The 18,925-nt window shown below is 67.4% G+C and carries 14 protein-coding genes; 7 read left to right on the top strand and 7 right to left on the bottom strand.

Features of this window, described 5'->3' with window-relative positions:
- Positions 1 to 70: 70 nt before the first annotated feature.
- Positions 71 to 1,966 carry a BamA/TamA family outer membrane protein gene (locus Q0319_RS18910; RefSeq protein WP_296465448.1) on the top strand — a complete coding sequence of 632 codons (1,896 nt, stop codon included), beginning with the start codon at positions 71 to 73 and terminating at the stop codon, positions 1,964 to 1,966.
- A complete protein-coding gene (locus tag Q0319_RS18905) occupies positions 1,963 to 6,075 on the top strand; it encodes a translocation/assembly module TamB domain-containing protein (protein ID WP_299455172.1) in 4,113 nt (1,370 codons plus the stop codon). Before Q0319_RS18910 ends, Q0319_RS18905 begins: the two co-directional genes overlap by 4 nt.
- A gap of 39 nt (positions 6,076 to 6,114) precedes the next feature.
- On the opposite strand, the gene fahA is transcribed toward Q0319_RS18905, so the two are convergent.
- From fahA to Q0319_RS18890, 3 genes are read right to left on the bottom strand one after another with little or no spacing between them, the layout of a single operon-like run.
- Positions 6,115 to 7,389, bottom strand: a complete 1,275-nt coding sequence (fahA, locus tag Q0319_RS18900) for a fumarylacetoacetase (protein WP_296465440.1) — start codon at positions 7,387 to 7,389, stop codon at positions 6,115 to 6,117.
- Between the two features lie 2 nt (positions 7,390 to 7,391).
- Positions 7,392 to 8,345, bottom strand: coding sequence for a tripartite tricarboxylate transporter substrate binding protein (locus tag Q0319_RS18895; RefSeq protein WP_296465438.1), 954 nt, complete (start codon positions 8,343 to 8,345; stop codon positions 7,392 to 7,394).
- A 39-nt stretch (positions 8,346 to 8,384) separates the two neighbouring features.
- Positions 8,385 to 8,954: a cupin domain-containing protein gene (locus tag Q0319_RS18890; RefSeq protein ID WP_296465435.1), complete on the bottom strand. Its 570-nt coding sequence runs from the start codon at positions 8,952 to 8,954 to the stop codon at positions 8,385 to 8,387.
- 155 nt (positions 8,955 to 9,109) lie between these two features.
- Between Q0319_RS18890 and Q0319_RS18885 the strand changes: the two genes are divergently transcribed.
- The 4 genes from Q0319_RS18885 (at position 9,110) to Q0319_RS18870 (ending at position 14,176) form a co-directional block, all read left to right on the top strand.
- Positions 9,110 to 9,778, top strand: a complete 669-nt coding sequence (locus tag Q0319_RS18885; RefSeq protein ID WP_296465432.1) for a TetR/AcrR family transcriptional regulator — start codon at positions 9,110 to 9,112, stop codon at positions 9,776 to 9,778.
- 148 nt (positions 9,779 to 9,926) lie between these two features.
- Positions 9,927 to 10,490 carry a dCTP deaminase gene (dcd, locus tag Q0319_RS18880; RefSeq protein WP_296465429.1) on the top strand — a complete coding sequence of 188 codons (564 nt, stop codon included), beginning with the start codon at positions 9,927 to 9,929 and terminating at the stop codon, positions 10,488 to 10,490.
- A gap of 207 nt (positions 10,491 to 10,697) precedes the next feature.
- Entirely contained in the window at positions 10,698 to 12,959 is a 2,262-nt protein-coding gene (locus tag Q0319_RS18875) for an arginine/lysine/ornithine decarboxylase (protein ID WP_296465426.1), read from the top strand.
- Positions 12,959 to 14,176, top strand: coding sequence for an NAD(P)/FAD-dependent oxidoreductase (locus Q0319_RS18870; protein WP_299455167.1), 1,218 nt, complete (start codon positions 12,959 to 12,961; stop codon positions 14,174 to 14,176). Before Q0319_RS18875 ends, Q0319_RS18870 begins: the two co-directional genes overlap by 1 nt.
- Here the strand turns inward: Q0319_RS18870 and Q0319_RS18865 are convergent.
- Genes Q0319_RS18865 through Q0319_RS18850 form a run of 4 tightly spaced genes read right to left on the bottom strand, consistent with a single transcriptional unit; the run spans position 14,173 to position 17,696 of the window.
- Positions 14,173 to 14,724: a hypothetical protein gene (locus Q0319_RS18865; RefSeq protein WP_299455165.1), complete on the bottom strand. Its 552-nt coding sequence runs from the start codon at positions 14,722 to 14,724 to the stop codon at positions 14,173 to 14,175. The genes Q0319_RS18870 and Q0319_RS18865 overlap by 4 nt on opposite strands.
- Positions 14,725 to 14,726: 2 nt before the next feature.
- Positions 14,727 to 15,998, bottom strand: coding sequence for an aconitase family protein (locus Q0319_RS18860; protein ID WP_299455162.1), 1,272 nt, complete (start codon positions 15,996 to 15,998; stop codon positions 14,727 to 14,729).
- Positions 15,999 to 16,047: 49 nt separating this feature from the next.
- On the bottom strand, positions 16,048 to 16,692 hold the full coding sequence (locus Q0319_RS18855; protein WP_299455160.1) for an RraA family protein: 645 nt from the start codon (positions 16,690 to 16,692) through the stop codon (positions 16,048 to 16,050).
- Positions 16,693 to 16,694: 2 nt separating this feature from the next.
- Positions 16,695 to 17,696: a tripartite tricarboxylate transporter substrate binding protein gene (locus Q0319_RS18850; protein WP_299455158.1), complete on the bottom strand. Its 1,002-nt coding sequence runs from the start codon at positions 17,694 to 17,696 to the stop codon at positions 16,695 to 16,697.
- Positions 17,697 to 17,898: 202 nt separating this feature from the next.
- Between Q0319_RS18850 and Q0319_RS18845 the strand changes: the two genes are divergently transcribed.
- Positions 17,899 to 18,852 carry a LysR family transcriptional regulator gene (locus Q0319_RS18845; RefSeq protein ID WP_299455155.1) on the top strand — a complete coding sequence of 318 codons (954 nt, stop codon included), beginning with the start codon at positions 17,899 to 17,901 and terminating at the stop codon, positions 18,850 to 18,852.
- Positions 18,853 to 18,925: the final 73 nt, after the last annotated feature.

The following is an 18,925-nucleotide window of genomic DNA, read 5'->3' as shown; positions in this document are numbered from 1 at the left end:
ATCCCCGCTCGGCAACCGGAGTCCGAACCGGGGCCGCGTGCGTCAACCTCTCCGCCGTTGCGCATTTGTGATGCGGCTGTTTCGCACGGTGGGCGGATCGGGGCGCCGCCCGTCGCCTGCCCGCGCATGCCTGGCCTTGGCGACGGTCATGCTGGCCCTGGGCCTGGCCCGTCCAGGGTTCGCTGCGCGACCTGAAGTCACCATCGATCCTGGCGACCTGCCGGCGAGCGCCTTGGAGGCCGTCACGCGTGCCGTCGACAGCATGGCAGCCATGGCCGACGACCAAGACGGCGGAGAAGGCATACGCCTGCGCCGCCGTGCCCGTGAGGCGACGATCGACGCGCTCGCCACCGAGGGATATTTTTCGCCGCAGGTCGAGCTCGAGGCCGGGACGGACGTCGCCGGGCCGACCTGGGACATTTCCATCGTACCGGGCGAGCGCACGGTGGTGGAGGCCGTGGATATCGTTTTTCTCGGCGCGCTGGCCGAACCCGAGTACGCGGAGCGGGCGGAGCAGCTGCGGTCGAGCTGGGGGCTCAAGGAGGGCTCGCCGTTTCGCAACGACGAATGGGAGGCCGCCAAGCGCAGTTTGCTCGATGCGGCCTCGGAACGCGATTTTCCTGCGGCCCGGCTCGTCGATACCGCCGCCGATATCATTGTGGAACGGTCCCGGGCCGTGCTCCACGTCAAGCTCGACAGCGGCCCGGCAGTGCGCCTGTCGGGCGTCGAGGTGCGCGGCCTCAAGCGCGTGCCGGCCGGCGTTGTCGAGCGCTACGTGCGGATCCGTCCGGGTGAGCCCTACGACCGTGCGCGCATGGTCGAGTGGCAGCAGACGCTGCAGGCGGCACCTTTTTTCTCCGGCGCCAAGCTCGACGTCGACCGTACTGGCATATCGGCCAACCCGGAAGAGGATCCGGGCATGATGCCGGAGAGCTTGGACTCGCAGCAGACGCGCACCGAACCGGCCTATCGCGGGCCCACTCATTTGACGCTGCCGGTGGTGGCCGACGTGGTCGAGTCGCGGCCGCGCCGCATGAGCGTCGCGCTCGGCGTGGACGACGAAGCCGGCCCCCGGATCGAAACCGTTTATCGCCAGAACGTTGTGGCCGGACAGGCGGTCGAGCTCGAAACCGGGGTGCGGCTCGACCGGCTGCGCCGGCTGGGGTACGCGGACATTCATCTCGTCCCCAATGAGAACGGATTCCGTGACAGCTTCGGGGTGCTGGCGCAGGATTCAGATATCCAGGGCGTGCATGTGCGGCGGCTCGCTGTCGGGGCGATCCGGGCCAAGACCTACCCCGCCAGCTTCAAGAGCCGGGTCGAGTACGAGACCCGCTATGGGGCGCGCCTTTCGCACGAGCGCACGGACATCGACGGCCTGAATGCATTTACTGCCAACAACGCCACCGCCACGGCCGAGTTGATCCGCCGCGACGTCAACGACAAATACGATCCGCGCGAAGGAACCTTGCTCGGATTGGGGGCTGGCGTGGGCACGGCACTCGACGCGCGCAACCGTTTCGGCCGGCTCTCGGTGCGGGGCCAGTACTGGTGGTCGCCCACCAAGCGCGACGTGATCACGGTGCGCGGCGAAGTCGGCCGCCTCTGGGCGCGGGACCTCAACCGCGTTCCCGATGACTTCGCGTTCCGCACCGGTGGCGCGCGTTCGGTGCGCGGTTACCGTTACCTCGGCCTGGGGCGCGAAGTGGGCAATGCGGTGCTCGGCGACGCCGTACTCTTCGTGGCCAGCATCGAGGGCACGCGGTATTTCGATGAACGCTTCGGCGCGGCGCTGTTCGTGGACACCGGCAACGTGGCGTCGACCTTCGGCTCGATGAAGCTCGCCACTGGCGTGGGCACCGGCCTGCGCGTGCGCACGCCCGCGGGCCCGCTTAGCGTGGACCTGGCCTACGCGGTGCGCGATAAGAACGTCCGCCTGCATTTTTCCTTGGGGATTGCATTTTGAGTCCGTCTGTCCCAGACCATCCGGAACCTGCCCGGCGTCGTCGCCGATGGCCATGGGCGCTGGCAGGCGCCGTGGCCGCGGGCGCGATGGCGCTCGCCGGCGCGGCAGCCTGGATTGCGTCGACTTCGGGCGGCGCCGCATGGGCGCTGCGCATGGGGGGGCGGCTGGCCGGCGGTGAAATACGCGCCGAGGGCGTGCGCGGATCGCTATGGTCCGGCCTCGAGATCGATGCGTTGACGGTGCGCGTGCCGGACCTCGACGCTGATGTGGAGCGCCTGCGCCTGGACGTGCGCTGGCGCGCGCTGGGTGGCATGCGGCTGCACGTGGCAGAGCTGTCCGCGCGGCGCGTGCGATTGAACCTGCGTCCCTCGGACGAGCCCGCACCACCGCCCGAGTCGCTGCGGTTGCCGCTGGCCTTGGACGTGGACAGGCTCGCGCTCGGCGCGCTCGACATCGAGACTGACGGCGAGCGATTGCCTGCGGCCTTGTCTTCCCTCGACCTGCGGGCCAGCTCGTCGGGCGAGGAGCACCGAGTCTGGCTCACGAACTTGCACATCTCCGCACCCCAAGCCGAGGCCACGCTGCGCGGCGAAGCGAGGCTGGGCGCGGCCTCGCCTTTCCCGATCGACGCGACCCTGCACGCGGGTGGCAGGCAGGCCGAGCGCGCTTTCGACATCGAGGCAAAGGGGACAGGCTCGCTCGGGCAGCTGGCCTTTACCGTGCGCGGAGACGGCGCCGGCGTGGGCATCGACGCCGAAGGCCAGGCCGCGTTGCTCGGCGGATTCCCGCTGCGAGGGCTGAGGCTCGCGCTAAAGGGCGTCGATCCTGCTGCCTGGGTTCCGGGGGCGCCGGCGGCGGCCCTCAGCCTGGATGCCGAGTTGGCCATGTCGTCCGGGACGGGGCCCGCCCTGCTGCAAGGCCCGATTGCGGTGCGCAATGCCGCGCCGCGTCCGGTCGACCGGGACGGGGTGCCCGTGAGTGCGGTTTCGGCGCGCTTGAGCGTACCGGTGGAAACGTTCGATGCGTTGGACTTGAACGAACTCGCAATCGAGGTGGCGGGCGGCGGAAGACTGGATGGGCAGGTGAGCTGGCGCCGGTCCGGCCGTCCCGATGATGCCTTCGGCCAAGTGCAGGGAAAGCTGCGCGCGGCGAACGTGGACGCTGCGCGTATTCACGGTGCGGCGATGCCTACCCGCTTGGCCGGGGTCTTGTCATTCGAGGCCGATGCGGCGGTCCAGTCCCTCGCTGCGGACCTTTCCGATCGTTCCGGGAAAATGCCGCTCGCGCTCAAGCTCGCGGCGCGCGTGCGCGAATCCGTCTTGCAGGTCTCAGAAGCCGTGTTGTCCGCGGGCGAGGCGAGGGCGCAGGGCAAAGCTGAGTTGCAGCTCGCCGAGCCCCAGCGTTTTACGGCTGAGCTGCGGCTCGACCGTTTCGATCCGGCGCATTGGGTGCGCAGCGACGTGTTGCCGCCCGCGCGCGTGTCTGCGACGGCGACGGTCGAAGGCGCGCTCGCGCCCGAGCTCGCGGGCAAGGCTGCGCTTCGCATCGACGAGGGCAGCCGCTGGAACAAGCAGCCGCTGGCCGGACGTGCGGAGCTGGCATTTGCGGGGCCGCGGATCGAGCGTGTCGATGCGGCGCTGAGCGCCGGCGGCAATCGGCTGGAGGCGCGCGGGGCATTCGGCCGGCCTCGCGACAGACTGCATTTCGACCTCGATGCGCCGTCGCTGGCGGCGCTCTCGCCGCTGCTCAACGGACAATTGACCGCACGCGGCGTCCTGGGCGAGACGCTGGATGCGCCTTTCCTCGACATGACGCTCGACGCCCGGGAGCTGCGGGTGCCGGGCGGGGTGAGCGTGGGGCGCGCCCAAGGGCGTGCCAACCTGGGGGCAGCGACTTCTTCGTCGAACGCACGCCGCGTCCAGGGCGGGTTTGCCGCCGCGCCGGCGGACCTCGACCTGCGGATCGAGCGTCTTGCGGTGTCGGATGCGCCCCAGGCCGTGATGAAGCAGGCGACTTTGGCGTTGCAGGGCACGATGGCCCGCCACGACGGCACCGTGGACGCCCAGTTCACGCCGGCGGACGGATCGGCGCCCGCGACGCTGAAGGCCGCGTTCAGCGGCAGCTGGGGCAGCACGGGCAAGGATCCGCGCACCACCGGGTGGCGCGGCGCGCTCTCGCGCCTGGATCTCGTCCGGGCGCCGCTGGGCATTCTGCTGGAGTCGCCGGTGAGCTTGAACTACGTGCCGGCGGCACCGGCACCCCAGTGGCAATGGGAAGTGGGCCCAGCCCGGATTACGCTCCAGCTCCCGGGCGGACAGCAGGGCAAACTGGTGCACGAAGGGTCGCGCGGGGCCGGCGACCGCTGGGAGACCCGCGGGCGCGCCGAAGGCCTGACCTGGACGCCAGACATCTTGATGGAAGCCATGGGCGGCAAGACGATCCCACCGGGGCGGATGCTGGTATTGGACGCTGACTGGGACCTGCGTTTCTCCGGTGCCTTGGAGGGGACGGCCGGCATCCGGCGCCGGGGCGGGGACTTATGGGTGCCGGGCACGCCGCCCTTCGCCCTGGGCTTGAGCGCGCTTGAGGCGCAGGTCCAGGCGACGCCGGACGGCAATGCGGGGCACAGCCGAGTGGTGCTGACGGGACGCATCGAGGGACAACGCATGGGCACGGTGCGCGTGGACGGCCAAGCCGGCGTGGTCGCGCGCGAAGGTTCCATCGGCCTGGACCGCGACCGGCCTGCCAACGTCGAGGCCAAGCTCGATTTGCAGGATCTGAGCTGGATCAGCCTGTTCACCGGCGACAGCGTCGAAGTGGGCGGCAAGCTGGCGGGCGCGGCGCGCGTGGTGCAAGAGGCCGGCCAATGGCGGGCGTCCGGAGGCTTCAATGGCGAAGGCATACGCGTCGTGCGCCTGGACGATGGCGTGCGGCTGCTCGAGGGGACGCTGAAAGCGTCGCTGCACGACGATCGCATCGTCCTGGACTCCCTGCGCTTTCCCAGCGTCATCCGGGTCAACCCGCGCGATTCGCGCGTGCAATCCTGGATCAAGAACGAAAGCGAGGGCGGGGAGCTCGAGATGACGGCGCAGTGGAGCTTGTCCGAATCGTCGGGAAGCGCTGCGCTCAGGGCCCAGCGCTTCCCGGTGATCCAGCGCGCGGATCGTTTCGTGGCGGGATCGGGCAAGGTGGACATGGACATCATCCCGGACCGCATGCGCATCGCCGGGCAGTTCGAGGTGGATACCGGCTGGGTGGACCTGGGCACGCAAGCCCCGCCCAAGCTCTCGGACGACGTCTACCTGCAGCGCAGTGGGGACCCCGCTCGCAAGAAACCGCTGGGCATCGCGATCGACGTGGGCGTCAAGCTGGGCGACCGCTTCTACCTGCGCGGCTATGGCCTGGATACGGGCGTGACCGGAGAGCTGCGCGTCGCCGGGACGGCGAGTGCCTTGTCGTCGAGTGGCACGGTGCGCACGCGTGGCGGTCGCTTCGAGGCCTATGGCCAGACCCTGACCGTGCGCCGCGGCGTGCTGACCTTCCAGGGGCCGATCGACGATCCCTTGCTCGACATCGTGGCGGTGCGCGTGGGGCCGCGGGTGGAAGCCGGGGTCAGCATCAGCGGGACGGCGCGGCATCCGCGCATCGCCCTGGTCTCCACGCCCGAGGTCAGTGACGTGGAAAAACTCTCCTGGCTCTTGCTGGGCCGGGGGCCCGATGAAGGCGGCGGGGGAGCGGATGCGACGCTGCTGCTGAGCGCCGCGACTTCCTTGCTCGGCCCGCAAGGCAGCGAGCCCATATCCCGCCAATTGGGGCTGGACGAAATCGGCGTGCGGTCGGGCAACGTGGGCAGCTCGCGCGGCCTGCTGCCGGACCGTACCGTCGCGGGGGACAGCACGTCGTCTTCCTATGCCTTGTCGAACAGCCAGTTCCTGGTGGTCGGCAAGCGCCTGACCGATCGCCTGTACGCCAGCTTCGAGCAAGCCCTGTCGGGCAGTGACGGCGTGGTCAAGCTGAGCTACCGGCTGTCCCGGGGCCTCTCGGCAGTGGTCAAGGGCGGCACCCTCAACGGCCTGGATCTCCTGTACTACGTGTTGTTCGACGATTGAGCCGGACGAAGCCGGGAGCTTCCCTCCGGCTGTCCGTCGTCATGGCCAGGGAGGAAGGACGCGGCCGAGGACGCAGCCAAAGCCGATGCGCAGTGCGCCGCGTTTGGCGTGGCCGCGCATGACGACTTCGTCGCCGTCTTCCAGGAAGGCGCGCGTCGAGCCGTCCGGCAGGGTCAACGGGCGTTTGCCGTTTTCCGTGATCTCCAGCAGGCAGCCGCGCGCCTGCCGCGTGGGGCCGCTGATCGTGCCCGAGCCCATCAGGTCACCCGGGCGGACATTGCAGCCGCTGCTGGTGTGATGCGCGAGCTGTTGCCCCATGGTCCAGTACAGGTGCCGGAAGTTGCTGCGCGTGACGACCATGCCCTCGCCGCCTTGCGGCCTGAGCTCCACGGTGAGCTCGATGTCGTAGGCGTGGCGGTCGCTTTCCCGCAGATAGGGCAGGGGCGCGGGGTCCTGCTCTGGCGCCGGCGCACGGAAGGGTTCGAGCGCGTCCAGGGTTACTACCCAGGGCGAGATCGAGGTCGCGAAGGCCTTGGCCTGGAACGGGCCGAGCGGCACGTATTCCCAGCGCTGGATGTCACGCGCGCTCCAGTCGTTCATCAGCACCATGCCAAAGATGTACTCGGGCGCTTCGTCCGGGGCGAGCCGCTCGCCCAGGTGGCTTTCCTTGCCGACGAAGAAAGCGGTTTCCAGCTCGAAGTCGAGCTCTCGGCACGGGCCCCATTCCGGCGCGCCGCCGGCCACCGGCAATTGCCCCATGGGACGGTGGAAATCGCGTCCGGACACGATGACCGAGCTGGCGCGGCCGTTATAGCCGATGGGCATGTGCTTCCAATTCGGCGTCAGTGCGTTGGCTGGATCGCGGAACAGCTTGCCCACGTTGGTGGCGTGATCTTCCGAGGAATAGAAGTCCGTATAGGACGCAATCTCGAACGGCAGGTGCAGCGTGCAGGCGTCCATCGGCACCAGCGCCCGCGCGCGCAGCGCCGCATCGTCGCGCAACCGCGGGTCAATGCCCGACAGCAGCTCGGCCAGGCGTGCGCGGACCGCGCGCCAGACGGGCCGGCCGGCGGCTGCGAAGGCATTCAGGCTGCCGTGGCCGAAGAGTGCGAGCGCCGGGTCGACCGGCAGCAGGCCAGCCTGCTCGAGGGCGAGGAGGTCGACGATCCACGCGCCCAAGGCGACGCCAGCGCGCTTTCCGCCGCCTGCACCGGAGAAGATGCCGTAGGGCAGGTTCTGGATGGGGAAGTCGCTGCCTTCGTCGACTTCGACGAAGGCGCGCAAGGACGGATCGATGATTTCGAAGCCGGCCATCGTCAATTGCCCGTCTTGAGCAGGCCGAGCGACTGGATCAGCGCACGGTTGGTTTCGTTGTCGCCCGCGAGCTTGGCCGCGAAGGTGGCGCCGTCGAGATAGTTCACTTGCTGGTAGAGCTGGCGCGCGGCAGTTTGGAATCCCGGCTTCTCCGTTGCCGCGTGGCAGGCCTGCTGCAGCTTGTCGCGGGCGGCTTGCGGCACGCCTTCATTGACGTAGAGGCCATTGCGCGCGATGACGGCATGCTTGACGCCGAACTCGGTGATGGCCGGCACGTCGGGCAGGCCGGGCAATCGCTTGTCGCCATACACGGCGAGGATGCGCAGGTCCTTGCCGACGACCGAGGAGACGCCCAATGCGCCGAAGTCGAGATGGCCGCCCAGGACTTGCGGAATGACCTGGGCGTCGCCGCGGAAGGCGATCTCGTTGAAGCTGACGCCCGTGGACTTGGCAAGGTTGGCCGTCGCCAGGTGCGGCACCGACCCGGGACCGGCATGGCCGTACGACAGCTGGCCAGGCCGGCGGCGCGCCTCATCCAGCAAGTCTTTGAGCGAGCCGATGGGGGATTCTTTGCGTACCGCGATGACGAACGGGTTCTCGAAGATCTGGCAGATCGGGACGATGCTCTCGGGCCGGTAAGGCACGCGGCCCATGAGGAAGGGGGCTTGGGTCAGCGGCGACGAGGGCGAGAAGAGCGCCGTGTAGCCGTCGGGACGCGCCGAGGCCACGGCGGCCACGCCTATGGTGCCGCCCGCCCCGTCGCGGTTGTTGACCACGATCTGGGTGGAAAGGATGTCCGCGAGTTCGCGGGTGAAGGCACGCGCCATGACGTCGACGCTGCCCCCGGCCGAGTACGGCACGATAACCTCGATGGAACGCGAGGGATAGTCCTGGGCGGCGGCCGCGCCGCACGCCGCGGCGAGCAGCGGAGCGAAGAGAAGCTTGCGGATTTGCATGTCGAGTCTCCCGTATTTGGATTGGACGTGGGGAAAGGGTCAGAAGTGACGGGCGATGTCTGCGTCGAACTTGCCGTCGATCAACACGAACAGCACGCGCGCCGGTTCGCTCGTGCGGTTGGTCCAGGCGTGATTGGTGCCGCGCTGGATGAGCACGTCGCCTGCCTTGAGCGTGACTTCCGAGTCGTCGAGCAGCATCGTGATCTCTCCGGACAGCACGATGGCGTAGTCAATGGTTTCGGTGCGGTGCATGAAGGGGTGGCGCTTCTTGCCGCCATGTCCGGTGAGCGCGTCCTGCCCGCCGAACATCGCGAAGGCCTGCTTGGCTGCCTCGGCGTCCACATCACGCAGCTCGAGCGAAGCGGGAGGGAATTCGATGATGCGCACGACCGTGCCCAGCGGGGGCGGGGCCAGCGATACCGGGCCGAGCGTGGGGTCCGGCCCGTTGTCGATGGGAGCGGGGGCAGTCGGCGTTTGCCACAGCTGGGTCAGGTAGTAGCCGGGGCGGCTGGCGTCATGCCTGACGTTGGGCGCGTAGCCGTCTTCCAGCACCACGGAGCGGCCCTGTTCATCGTGGCCGGTGATGACGCGGCGGATTTTTCCGTTCATGAGGCGGTGTCCTTCCTGCAAGGTGTCTTTTTTTCATGGTAAGAAGTGGCAAGGGTTTAGTCAAACGACTGATTTAATCAATTGACTGAAACAGGGTGGCGCCGCTTCCGGGTAACATAGAAAAAACAACCACTTTTCCCCGAATCGTCCCGCCCATGTCGCTTCCTCCTGCCGAAACTCCCGACGCCGCATCCACGCGCGCCCGCATCCTGGACGTCGCCGAGCGGCTGTTCGCCGAACACGGCTACAACGGCGTTTCCCTGCGCACGATCACCGCCACGGCAGGCGTCAACATGGCTGCCGTCCACTACTACTTCAGGACCAAGGAAGGGTTGCTGCGCGCCATATTCGAAGCGCGGGCAGGACGCATGAACGAGGAGCGCCGCGCGCTGCTGCAGGCCTGTTGCCCGGCCGATCCCGCGGCGCGCCCGAACGTGCGCGCGGTGCTCGAGGCCTTCATCGGGCCTGGCATGCGCCTGGGGCAGACCGAGCAAGGGGCCTGGTTCAACCGGTTGTCGGCAATCTGTTCCGTGGAGCCCGACCCCGCCGTCAAGAACATCGTGTTCGGCGTGCACGACGACGTGGCCCGTTTGTTCGTGGACTTGCTGGCCCGCGCCTGCCCGCACTTGTCGCGCGAGGAGCTCTACGTGCGCCTGCAGTGCATCTACGGGAGCATGATGTACATCCGCGCCGACAACGGCCGCGTCGCGCGCCTCATGCCCGACGTGAAGGCCGCGCCCGTCTCGGAGGAGGGCGTCGCCCAAACCCTCTCCCGGATGCTGGATTTCATGGCGGCGGGGTTGGAGGCCCCGGCCTCGCGCTGATGCCGCGGGGTGCAGGCCTCCGGTCCTGGCGGCGGGAGCAAGGTGTTGCCGGAATCCCGCGGGCTGCCCGCGGCGCCGTTCCGGACGCCCCGCCGGGGGGTACAATTCCCAGCTTTCTTCCTTGCGTCATTCGACGAGGCCCCGTCCCATGAGTATCAAAAGCGACCGCTGGATCCGCCGTGCAGCGGCCGAAGGCATGATCGAGCCATTCGCGCCTGGCCAAGTGCGGGAGCTGGATGGCAAGCGCATCGTCAGCTACGGCACCAGCAGCTACGGCTACGACGTGCGCTGTGCGGACGAATTCAAGATCTTCACCAACATCAACTCGACCATCGTCGACCCCAAGGCATTCGACGAGAAATCCTTCGTGGATTTCAAGGGCGACGTCTGCATCATTCCGCCCAATTCCTTTGCGTTGGCGCGCACGGTCGAGTACTTCCGCATTCCCCGCAATGTGCTTACCATTTGCCTCGGCAAGAGCACGTATGCACGCTGCGGCATCATCGTCAACGTCACGCCGCTGGAACCGGAATGGGAGGGCCACGTCACGCTGGAGTTCTCGAACACCACGCCGCTGCCGGCCAAGATCTACGCCGGAGAGGGATGCGCCCAGATGCTGTTCCTCGAGAGCGACGAGGTCTGCGAGACGTCGTATAAAGACCGTGGCGGCAAGTACCAGGGGCAGCAAGGCGTGACGCTGCCCAGGACGTAACGTCGCCCGCCATGGTTGTTGGGTTGTGAGTAGTTCCGTGCCCGGGAGCGACATGCGAGGCGACTCGTCCCGCGGCCGGCCGTTGTTCAACCGATTCGATCCCTGCCGCCGGCGCTCTTCCATCCAAGGCACTGAGGAACTGGCGCCCCCAGTCCGTCCATGCCTTCCGTGGGAGGGGCGCGCAAAGCGCGTAGGGGGGAGCTAGCATTGAAATTCCGCTTCCCCATCGTCATCATCGACGAAGATTTCCGCTCCGAGAATGCATCCGGGCTCGGCGTGCGTGCCCTGGCCGCGGCGATCGAGGCCGAGGGCATGGAGGTGCTGGGCGTCACCAGTTACGGTGACCTCTCGTCGTTCGCCCAGCAGCAGAGCCGCGCCAGCGCTTTCATCCTGTCCATCGACGACGAAGAGTTCGGCGATGGCATGCCCGACGACGTCGCCAACGCAGTTGCCAAGCTGCGTGCGTTCATCGGCGAGCTGCGCTTCCGCAACGCCGAGATCCCCATCTACCTTTATGGGGAGACGCGCACGTCGCGCCACATTCCCAACGATATCCTGCGCGAGCTGCATGGCTTCATCCACATGTTCGAGGACACGCCGGAGTTCGTGGCGCGCCACATCATCCGCGAAGCCAAGAGCTATCTCGAATCGTTGCCGCCGCCGTTCTTCCGGGAGCTGGTCAAGTACGCGCAGGATGGCTCGTATTCCTGGCATTGCCCCGGACACTCCGGCGGCGTGGCCTTCCTGAAGAGCCCGGTCGGGCAGATGTTCCACCAGTTCTTCGGCGAGAACATGCTGCGCGCCGACGTTTGCAACGCGGTGGACGAGCTCGGGCAGCTGCTGGACCATACCGGCCCGGTGGCGGCTTCCGAGCGCAATGCCGCGCGCATCTTCAGCGCGGACCACTGCTTCTTCGTGACCAACGGCACCTCCACCTCGAACAAGATCGTCTGGCATGCCAACGTGGCGCCGGGCGACATCGTCGTGGTGGACCGCAACTGCCACAAGTCCATCCTGCACGCCATCATCATGACCGGCGCGGTGCCGGTGTTCCTGCGGCCCACGCGCAATCACCTCGGCATCATCGGCCCCATTCCGCTGGACGAGTTCCGCCCCGAGAACATCCAGAAGAAGATCGATGCCAACCCCTTTGCCAAGGACGCGCGCAACCGCAAGCCACGCATCCTGACCATCACCCAGAGCACGTACGACGGCGTGGTGTACAACGTGGAGATGATCAAGGAGCTGCTGGGCTCGAGCATCGACACGCTGCATTTCGACGAGGCATGGTTGCCCCATGCGGCCTTCCACGACTTCTACAAGAACATGCACGCCATCGGCAAGGACCGGCCGCGCAGCACCGACGCGATGATCTACGCCACGCACTCCACGCACAAGCTGCTGGCGGGCATCTCGCAGGCGTCGCAGATCATCGTGCAGGAGTCCGAGACGCGACGGCTGGACCGGCACGTGTTCAACGAGGCGTACTTGATGCACACCTCTACTTCGCCGCAATACGCCATCATTGCGTCCTGCGACGTGGCGGCCGCGATGATGGAGCCGCCCGGAGGCACGGCGTTGGTCGAGGAAAGCATCCTCGAGGCGCTGGACTTTCGCCGCGCCATGCGCAAGGTCGAGGCCGAGTTCGGCGCCAACGATTGGTGGTTCAAGGTCTGGGGCCCGGATCACTTGGTTCCGGACGGGATCGGCGAGCGCGACGACTGGCTGCTGGAGACCGATGCGGAATGGCACGGCTTTGGCTCGCTGGCGCCCGGCTTCAATATGCTGGATCCGATCAAGGCGACCATCGTCACGCCTGGGCTGGACGTCTCCGGTACCTTCGGGCAGACCGGCATCCCGGCCTCCATCGTGACCAAGTTCTTGGCCGAGCACGGCGTGATCGTCGAAAAGACGGGCCTGTATTCGTTCTTCATCATGTTCACCATCGGCATCACCAAGGGCCGGTGGAACACGTTGCTGACTGCTTTGCAGCAGTTCAAGGACGACTACGACAAGAACCAGCCGATGTGGCGCATCCTGCCCGAGTTCTGCCACGATTACCCGCAGTACGAGCAGGTGGGCCTGCGCGACCTGTGCACGCGCATCCACGAGATGTATCGCGCCTATGACGTCGCGCGCCTGACCACGGAGATGTACCTGAGCGACATGGTGCCCGCGATGAAGCCGTCCGACGCCTTTGCCAAGATGGCGCACCGCGAGATCGAGCGCGTGGACATCGACAGCCTGGAGGGCCGCGTCACCAGCGTGCTGCTGACCCCGTACCCACCCGGCATTCCCTTGCTCATCCCCGGTGAGCGCTTTAACTCGACCATCGTCAAGTACCTGCAGTTCGCACGCAAGTTCAACGCCCAGTTCCCCGGGTTCGGCACCGACATCCACGGCTTGGTCGAGGAGGTGCTTCCCAACGGCGAGCTGCGCTTCTACGTGGACTGCGTCAAGGACGCCTGATGGCTTCCTCCAGGCCGCCCGGGGCGGCCTATGACGTAGCGGTGGTCGGCGCTGGCGCTGCCGGCATGATGTGCGCGGCGGTGGCGGGCCAGCGGGGGCGGCGCGTGGTACTGATCGATCACGCACGCAAGCTGGCCGAGAAAATCCGCATCTCCGGCGGAGGCCGCTGCAACTTCACCAATCGCGACGCCGGGCCGGCCAATTTCATTTCCGAGAATCCGCACTTCTGCCGCTCGGCGCTGTCGCGCTACACGCCGCAGGATTTCCTGGCGCTGGTCGCACGGCATCGCATCGCCTGGCACGAGAAGCATCGCGGCCAGCTGTTCTGCGACGAGTCGAGCGAAGACATCATCCGCATGCTGCGCGCAGAATGCGAGGCGGGAAACGTCTCGTGGCGGATGCCTTGCGCCGTCGACGCCATCGACGCTAGCGCGGGCGGCTTTGCCTTGCGGACGTCCTCGGGCCTGGTCCGCGCCGCACGCGTCGTGATCGCGACAGGCGGGTTGCCGGTGCCGCAAATAGGCGCCTCGGACTTCGGGCTGCGCATCGCCCGCCAGTTCGGCCTGCGCATCGTCGAGCCCCGGCCGGCGCTGGTTCCGTTGACGTTTGACCCCATTGCCTGGCGGCCCTTTGCACCGCTGGCTGGCATTGCGCTCGAGGTGGGGATACGCACCGGGGAAGGCAAGCGCGTGGCCGAGTTCCGCGAGGGCCTCCTGTTTACCCATCGTGGGTTGTCGGGGCCGGCCGTACTCCAGATTTCGAGCTATTGGCAGCCTGGCCAGGCCATCGTCGTGGACCTCGCCCCGGGCATCGATCTCGCGGCGGAACTGCTCGGCGCCAAGGCTGGCGGGCGGCAGCACCTGGCCAATGTCCTCGCCGGCTTGGTGCCGCGCCGCCTGGCCGAACAATGGCTGGCCGTCGCGCACCCGGGGGCTGGCGAGCGGCGCATTGCGGATCTTCCCGACAAGCTGTTGCGGGAGATCGCCGATGGCATGAAGCGCTGGACGCTCGTTCCGCAAGGCACGGCCGGATACAAGAAGGCCGAAGTCATGCGCGGCGGCGTGGACACGCGCGACCTGGACCAGCAGACCATGGAGGCCCGGTCCGTGCCAGGCCTGTATTTCGTGGGCGAGGTCGTGGACGTGACCGGCTGGCTGGGCGGCTACAACTTCCAGTGGGCGTGGGCGTCGGGCGTTGCGTGCGGACGCGCGGTCTAAGATGCCGGCTGGCGCGGCACGCGCATGTTGGGATGTTCGTTGAGCCAGGCCGCAAGCATGCCGCGCGTGCCTCCGCGGCGGACGGTGTCGGCCAGCAGGGGCGACAACGGCGGCAACGCCAGGCATTGCGCATTCTCCAGGTTGGAGATGGCCCCCCGCATGAAGTCGACCGCGACTCGGTCGCCGGTGCGAAATGCCTCGCAAGGGGCCGGCAGGCCGGTCAAGACGGGCACGCCTTTGGAGATCGCACCGCGCAGCGTCTTGTAGGGCATGGAGGCGCAGACGACCGAGAGTCCCAGCGCAGCCATGGCAATGAAGCCCTGGAAATGGGGTTTGCCGCAGCCGAAGTTTTCACCGGCGATGATGATGTCGCCGGGCTGCACGCGCCTCGGGAAATCCGGGTCCATCATCCTGAATAGCTCGGGAACCAGCCGGGCCGGGTCGTCGATGCGCTGGATCGCCATGTCGAAGGGAATGAGGCCGTCGTCCAGTGGGATGTCGTTGCCGAAGACGTGGCAGCGGCCCGAGCGGATAAGGGAGTGGGTCATGGCTAGGGGGCGTCCGATAGCAATGCGCGGGGGTCGGCGATGCGGCCCTCCAGGGCCGAGGCGGCGACGGTGAGTGGGCTGCCCAGGTAGGCCTGGGCGTTCTTGGAGCCGAACCTGCCTGCGTGATTCGTCGCTGCCGTGGAAATGGAGGTTTCGCCGTCGGCCAGCGGCCCCATTGCGCCGCCGGCGCACGGGCCGCAGCCGGCGGGTAGCACCATGGCACCGGCCTCCTGGAATACGTCGATCAGGCCATCGCGGGCGAGCCGGCGCGCAGTCTCTACGGTGCCTGGGACGACGAGCAGCCGCACGTGCGGGGCGATCCGGCGGTTGCGCAGCAGTGCGGCCGCGGCGGCGAAATCCTCGTACATGCCGGAGCCGCAGGAACCGATGTAGGCATGGTCAACGCGCGTGCCGGCGACCTGCTCGATGTTTACGCCCCGATGCGGACCTCCGGGAAGCGCGACCTGGGGAGGGAGGTGGCCCAGGTCGAGTTCCAGTTCGGCTTCGAAGTGCGCGTCGGGGTCGCTGGATACCATTTCCTCCGGGGCGCCGGCGGGCGGCGGAAACCATATGTTGGCAACGCCGATCTCGGTCAAGGAGTTGCAGAGCGCGACGCGCTCAGACAGTGGAAGCGCCTCCACGTAGCTGCCGGCGAGCTCGACGATGCGGTTGTCGTACGCACATAGCCGGCCGCTGGCAAATAGCGTGGTGACGTAGAAACCTACGTCGCGCGCGGTGACTCCCCGGCCCACCGGTCCGTGCAAGGTCAAGCGGACGGTTCGCGGCACCTGTTCCCATACGGTGCCGGTGGCAAGGACCGAGACGATCTCCGGGCCCGGCGCACAGGCCAGCGCGCCCATGGCGCCGAAATTCGTGCAGTGCATGTCGTAGCACGACAAGAACATGCCGGGGCGGACCAAGCCCGCCTCGATGGGGAATATGTGGCCATGGCCGCCGCGTCCCGCGTCGAAGAAGCGGCCCACTCCCCACTCGCGCGCAATCTTGCGCAGGCGGGCGCCGCGCATCGCACCCGCCGGCGTGGCGTAGGCCACTTCATGGTCGGTCACGATCACGACGCGTTCGGGATGGGCGATGCGCCGATAGCCCAGGCCGGCCAGCTCGTTGTATGCCGATTCGACGAAGCCGTCATGGATGATGACGAGCTGTGGATCGGGCGCGATGATGTCGCCGGGGCGGACATAGGGTTTGCCGCTGGCGCGGGCAAGGATTTTTTCTGCGGCGGTCTGGGGTGGCCGAAGGGCTGCATGATGCATGGCGATGGGGGCTGCGCGGCGATCAGTCGTCGTGCGTGCGGAGAGGGGGTTATTCGATGCGAGGGGACTTGGCGGCGATGACGTCGGCATATCGGCCGTCCGCGTCCACGATGCGCGAGGCTTCACGTTCGAACGCCAGGCGCGCCTGCAGGCGGTCCAGGACGGTGGCAGCCTCGTCCTGCGGGAGGACGACGACGCCGTCGTCGTCGGCGCAAATCAGGTCGCCCGCGCGCACGATCCTGCCGCCTACCGAAACGGGGTCTCCCGTGGATCCCGGCCGGCCGCGGGCCCAGCCGCTCGCGATGACGCCACGGGCGAACACAGGAAAGCGCGCGCGCCGTATTTCTGCGATGTCGCGCACGCGGCCATTGCTGACGACGCCGGCGATGCCACGGCGCCGCGCCACGGCGGTGCCGGTACCGCCCCAGGTGCAAACGTCTTGGGCCGGCCCGACGTCGATGACAATGACCGAGCCCGGCGGGGCTTCGTCGGCCGCACGGACGATTTCGTCCCCGTAGCCGGCCGGCGCGCGCACGGTGTAGGCAGGGCCTGCGCACAGCAAGTTTGGCACCAGCGCGCTGATGTCGGGCGACAAGTGGCCGCGTCCGTCCATGGCTTCGCATGCCGCGGCGGCGGAGGCGGTGCGCAGGAGCCGGCACAGTTCGGCGAGGGATGCGTCCAGCAGTGGAGTCACGTTCATTCCTGGGGGATGTGGGCAGCCTCGACGATGTCCTTCCAGCGCTTGGCGTCCGTGCGGAGGAATTGCGCGAATTGCTGCGGCGTGTTGACGGGCGCCACGGCGATGTTGGCTTTGGCGAGCCGGTCCTGCATCTCGGGCGAGGTGAGGATGTCGGTGATCGCGCGGTTCAGGCGCTGGGTGACCCCGGGCGGCATGTCTTTGGGCCCGAGCAGCCCGACCCAGCCTTCGATTTCGAAATCCTTGAGCTCCGGCAGCGATGATTGCGCCGCCGCCGGGACCCCTGGCATCTGGGGGATGGGTCCGAGGCTGGCCACGGCCAGCGCTTTCAGGCGACCTGACTCCACGTGGGGCCGGCCGGACAGCACGGCGTCGAACATGAATTGAACCTGGCCGCCTATCAGGTCCGTGAGCGCCTGCGGGCTGCCTTTGTATGGGACGCCGAGTACGTCGGTCTTGATGCGCGAGAGAAAGGCCGCGATGGCCAGGTGCTGGATCGTGCCGGTGCCGGCGGTCGCATAGGTATAGCGGCTGGGGTCCCGCCGCAGCTGCGAGACGAAATCCTCGAGGCTGGAGTAAGGCGCGTCTGCCTTGACCAACAAGACCATGGGCGCCACCGCGACCCGCACGATGGGCGTGAAATCCTCGAGGATGTTGAACGGCATGGATTTGTAAATGGCCGGGCTGATGGTTGCCGAGGTCGATGTCATCAACAAGGTGTAGCCGTCGGAATCGGCCTTGGCGACGTAGGCGGCGCCGACTTGCCCGGATGCCCCCACCTTGTTTTCCACCACAAAGGGCTGCCCGAGCCGGGCGGCGAGCTGCTCGCCCAGGAATCGTGCGGCGACGTCGGAGGAGTTGCCCGGAGGAAAGGGCGCGATGATGCGCACGGGCTTGGTCGGATATCCCTCGTCGGCCGCGGCGGGAAGGGCGGCCATGAGCACGGCGGCGCAGCTGCAGAAGGCGAGCAGGCGCCGCCCGGAAAAACGTGAACGATGCATGGCGTGTCTCCGTGTTCGCCGCGACCTCAACCCGCGCGTGCCAAGGCGGCAAGGTGTGTCCGCTCCAGGGAATGTCGGTATGCGGCAGGACGTTGTTTGCGCGCAGTGTAGGAATTCACCGAAGAATCAACAAACGAAATTATTTTCCGGATTGTTTTGGTTTTCCTTACAATCTCGCCGTGACGGACTTTCCATTCCCATCATGGCAATAGGCGGCGATCCCATCGCTTCGGTGAACCTGAAGCTCCTGCATACGTTCATGCTGGTAGGTGAAAGCCAAAGCTTCCGTACCGCGGCCGGCCGTGCGCATCGGTCAGGCTCGGCCGTCAGCAGCCAGGTCCGCAAGCTCGAGCAACAGCTGGGGCTGCGCTTGTTTCACCGAACCACGCGCCAGGTGGTGCTCACGCGCGAGGGCGAGGAACTCCTGCAATGCGTGCGCCGGGCGCTGCAAGAGGTCGAGACGGGATTGCAGAACATCAAGGAGGCGGCCGACATCCAGCGCGGCCGCATCTCGCTTGCCTGCGCGCCGACGGTCGCGGGGGCATACCTGGGCGGCGTGCTCGTCGCATTCCAGGGCCGCTACCCCGGAATCCAGGTTTCCGTCAGGGAGCTCACCGCCGCAGCGCTGTACGAGAGCGTGCGACGGCGCGAAGTCGACTTTGGCATCAGCGTGACAACCGACACCGCGGAGTTTCGCTTCGAACCCCTGTTCCAGGATGAGCTGGTGGCGCTGGTTCCGCGCAGCCTGCTCGACGACGAACGCGAATCGATCACGCTCAAGTCGCTGGCCGCCATGCCTTTGCTGGTGCTGGAAGAGGGAACCGCACTACGCACGATCGTCGAGGAAGCTCTGGCGGCCCAAGGGATGCGCCTGGCGGCGCGTTTTCAATTCATGCACTCGCAAACCCTGATCGCCATGGCGTCCGCCGGGCTGGGGGCAGCCATCCTGCCCTCGACGGCATTGCCGGAGCAGCTGGCTCCCGGCGTGCGAAGGCTCCGAATCGTGCGTCCCCGGCTGTCGCGGCACATGGCGATCATCACCTTGCCCGGCCACGCCCTGTCGCCCGCTGCGGAAAAACTCGTGCACATGCTGCGCACCATGTTGCCTTGCGGGTCGCCCGTGCCTGCGGCCCGGGGCCTGCGCGCCGGACGCTGATTTTGCGGCGACATTGAGGCACAATCAGATTCGACTCACCCACGTTCCGTCCAATCGAATCGTTACCAGAAGG

The organism is uncultured Pigmentiphaga sp. (genome assembly GCF_937950555.1).
Lineage (GTDB): Bacteria > Pseudomonadota > Gammaproteobacteria > Burkholderiales > Burkholderiaceae_B > Pigmentiphaga.
The sequence above is the reverse complement of the archived record's forward strand: the minus strand, read 5'-3'. Positions and strand labels throughout refer to the sequence as shown.

Coding starts and splice junctions, on each gene's coding strand:
- Q0319_RS18845 (WP_299455155.1), top strand. CDS start 17,899: ATGGCAATAGGCGGCGATCCCATCGCTTCGGTGAACCTGAAGCTCCTG.
- Q0319_RS18910 (WP_296465448.1), top strand. CDS start 71: ATGCGGCTGTTTCGCACGGTGGGCGGATCGGGGCGCCGCCCGTCGCCT.
- Q0319_RS18895 (WP_296465438.1), bottom strand. CDS start 8,345: ATGCAAATCCGCAAGCTTCTCTTCGCTCCGCTGCTCGCCGCGGCGTGC.
- Q0319_RS18890 (WP_296465435.1), bottom strand. CDS start 8,954: ATGAACGGAAAAATCCGCCGCGTCATCACCGGCCACGATGAACAGGGC.
- dcd (WP_296465429.1), top strand. CDS start 9,927: ATGAGTATCAAAAGCGACCGCTGGATCCGCCGTGCAGCGGCCGAAGGC.
- Q0319_RS18870 (WP_299455167.1), top strand. CDS start 12,959: ATGGCTTCCTCCAGGCCGCCCGGGGCGGCCTATGACGTAGCGGTGGTC.
- Q0319_RS18850 (WP_299455158.1), bottom strand. CDS start 17,696: ATGCATCGTTCACGTTTTTCCGGGCGGCGCCTGCTCGCCTTCTGCAGC.
- Q0319_RS18860 (WP_299455162.1), bottom strand. CDS start 15,998: ATGCATCATGCAGCCCTTCGGCCACCCCAGACCGCCGCAGAAAAAATC.
- Q0319_RS18885 (WP_296465432.1), top strand. CDS start 9,110: ATGTCGCTTCCTCCTGCCGAAACTCCCGACGCCGCATCCACGCGCGCC.
- fahA (WP_296465440.1), bottom strand. CDS start 7,389: ATGGCCGGCTTCGAAATCATCGATCCGTCCTTGCGCGCCTTCGTCGAA.
- Q0319_RS18865 (WP_299455165.1), bottom strand. CDS start 14,724: ATGACCCACTCCCTTATCCGCTCGGGCCGCTGCCACGTCTTCGGCAAC.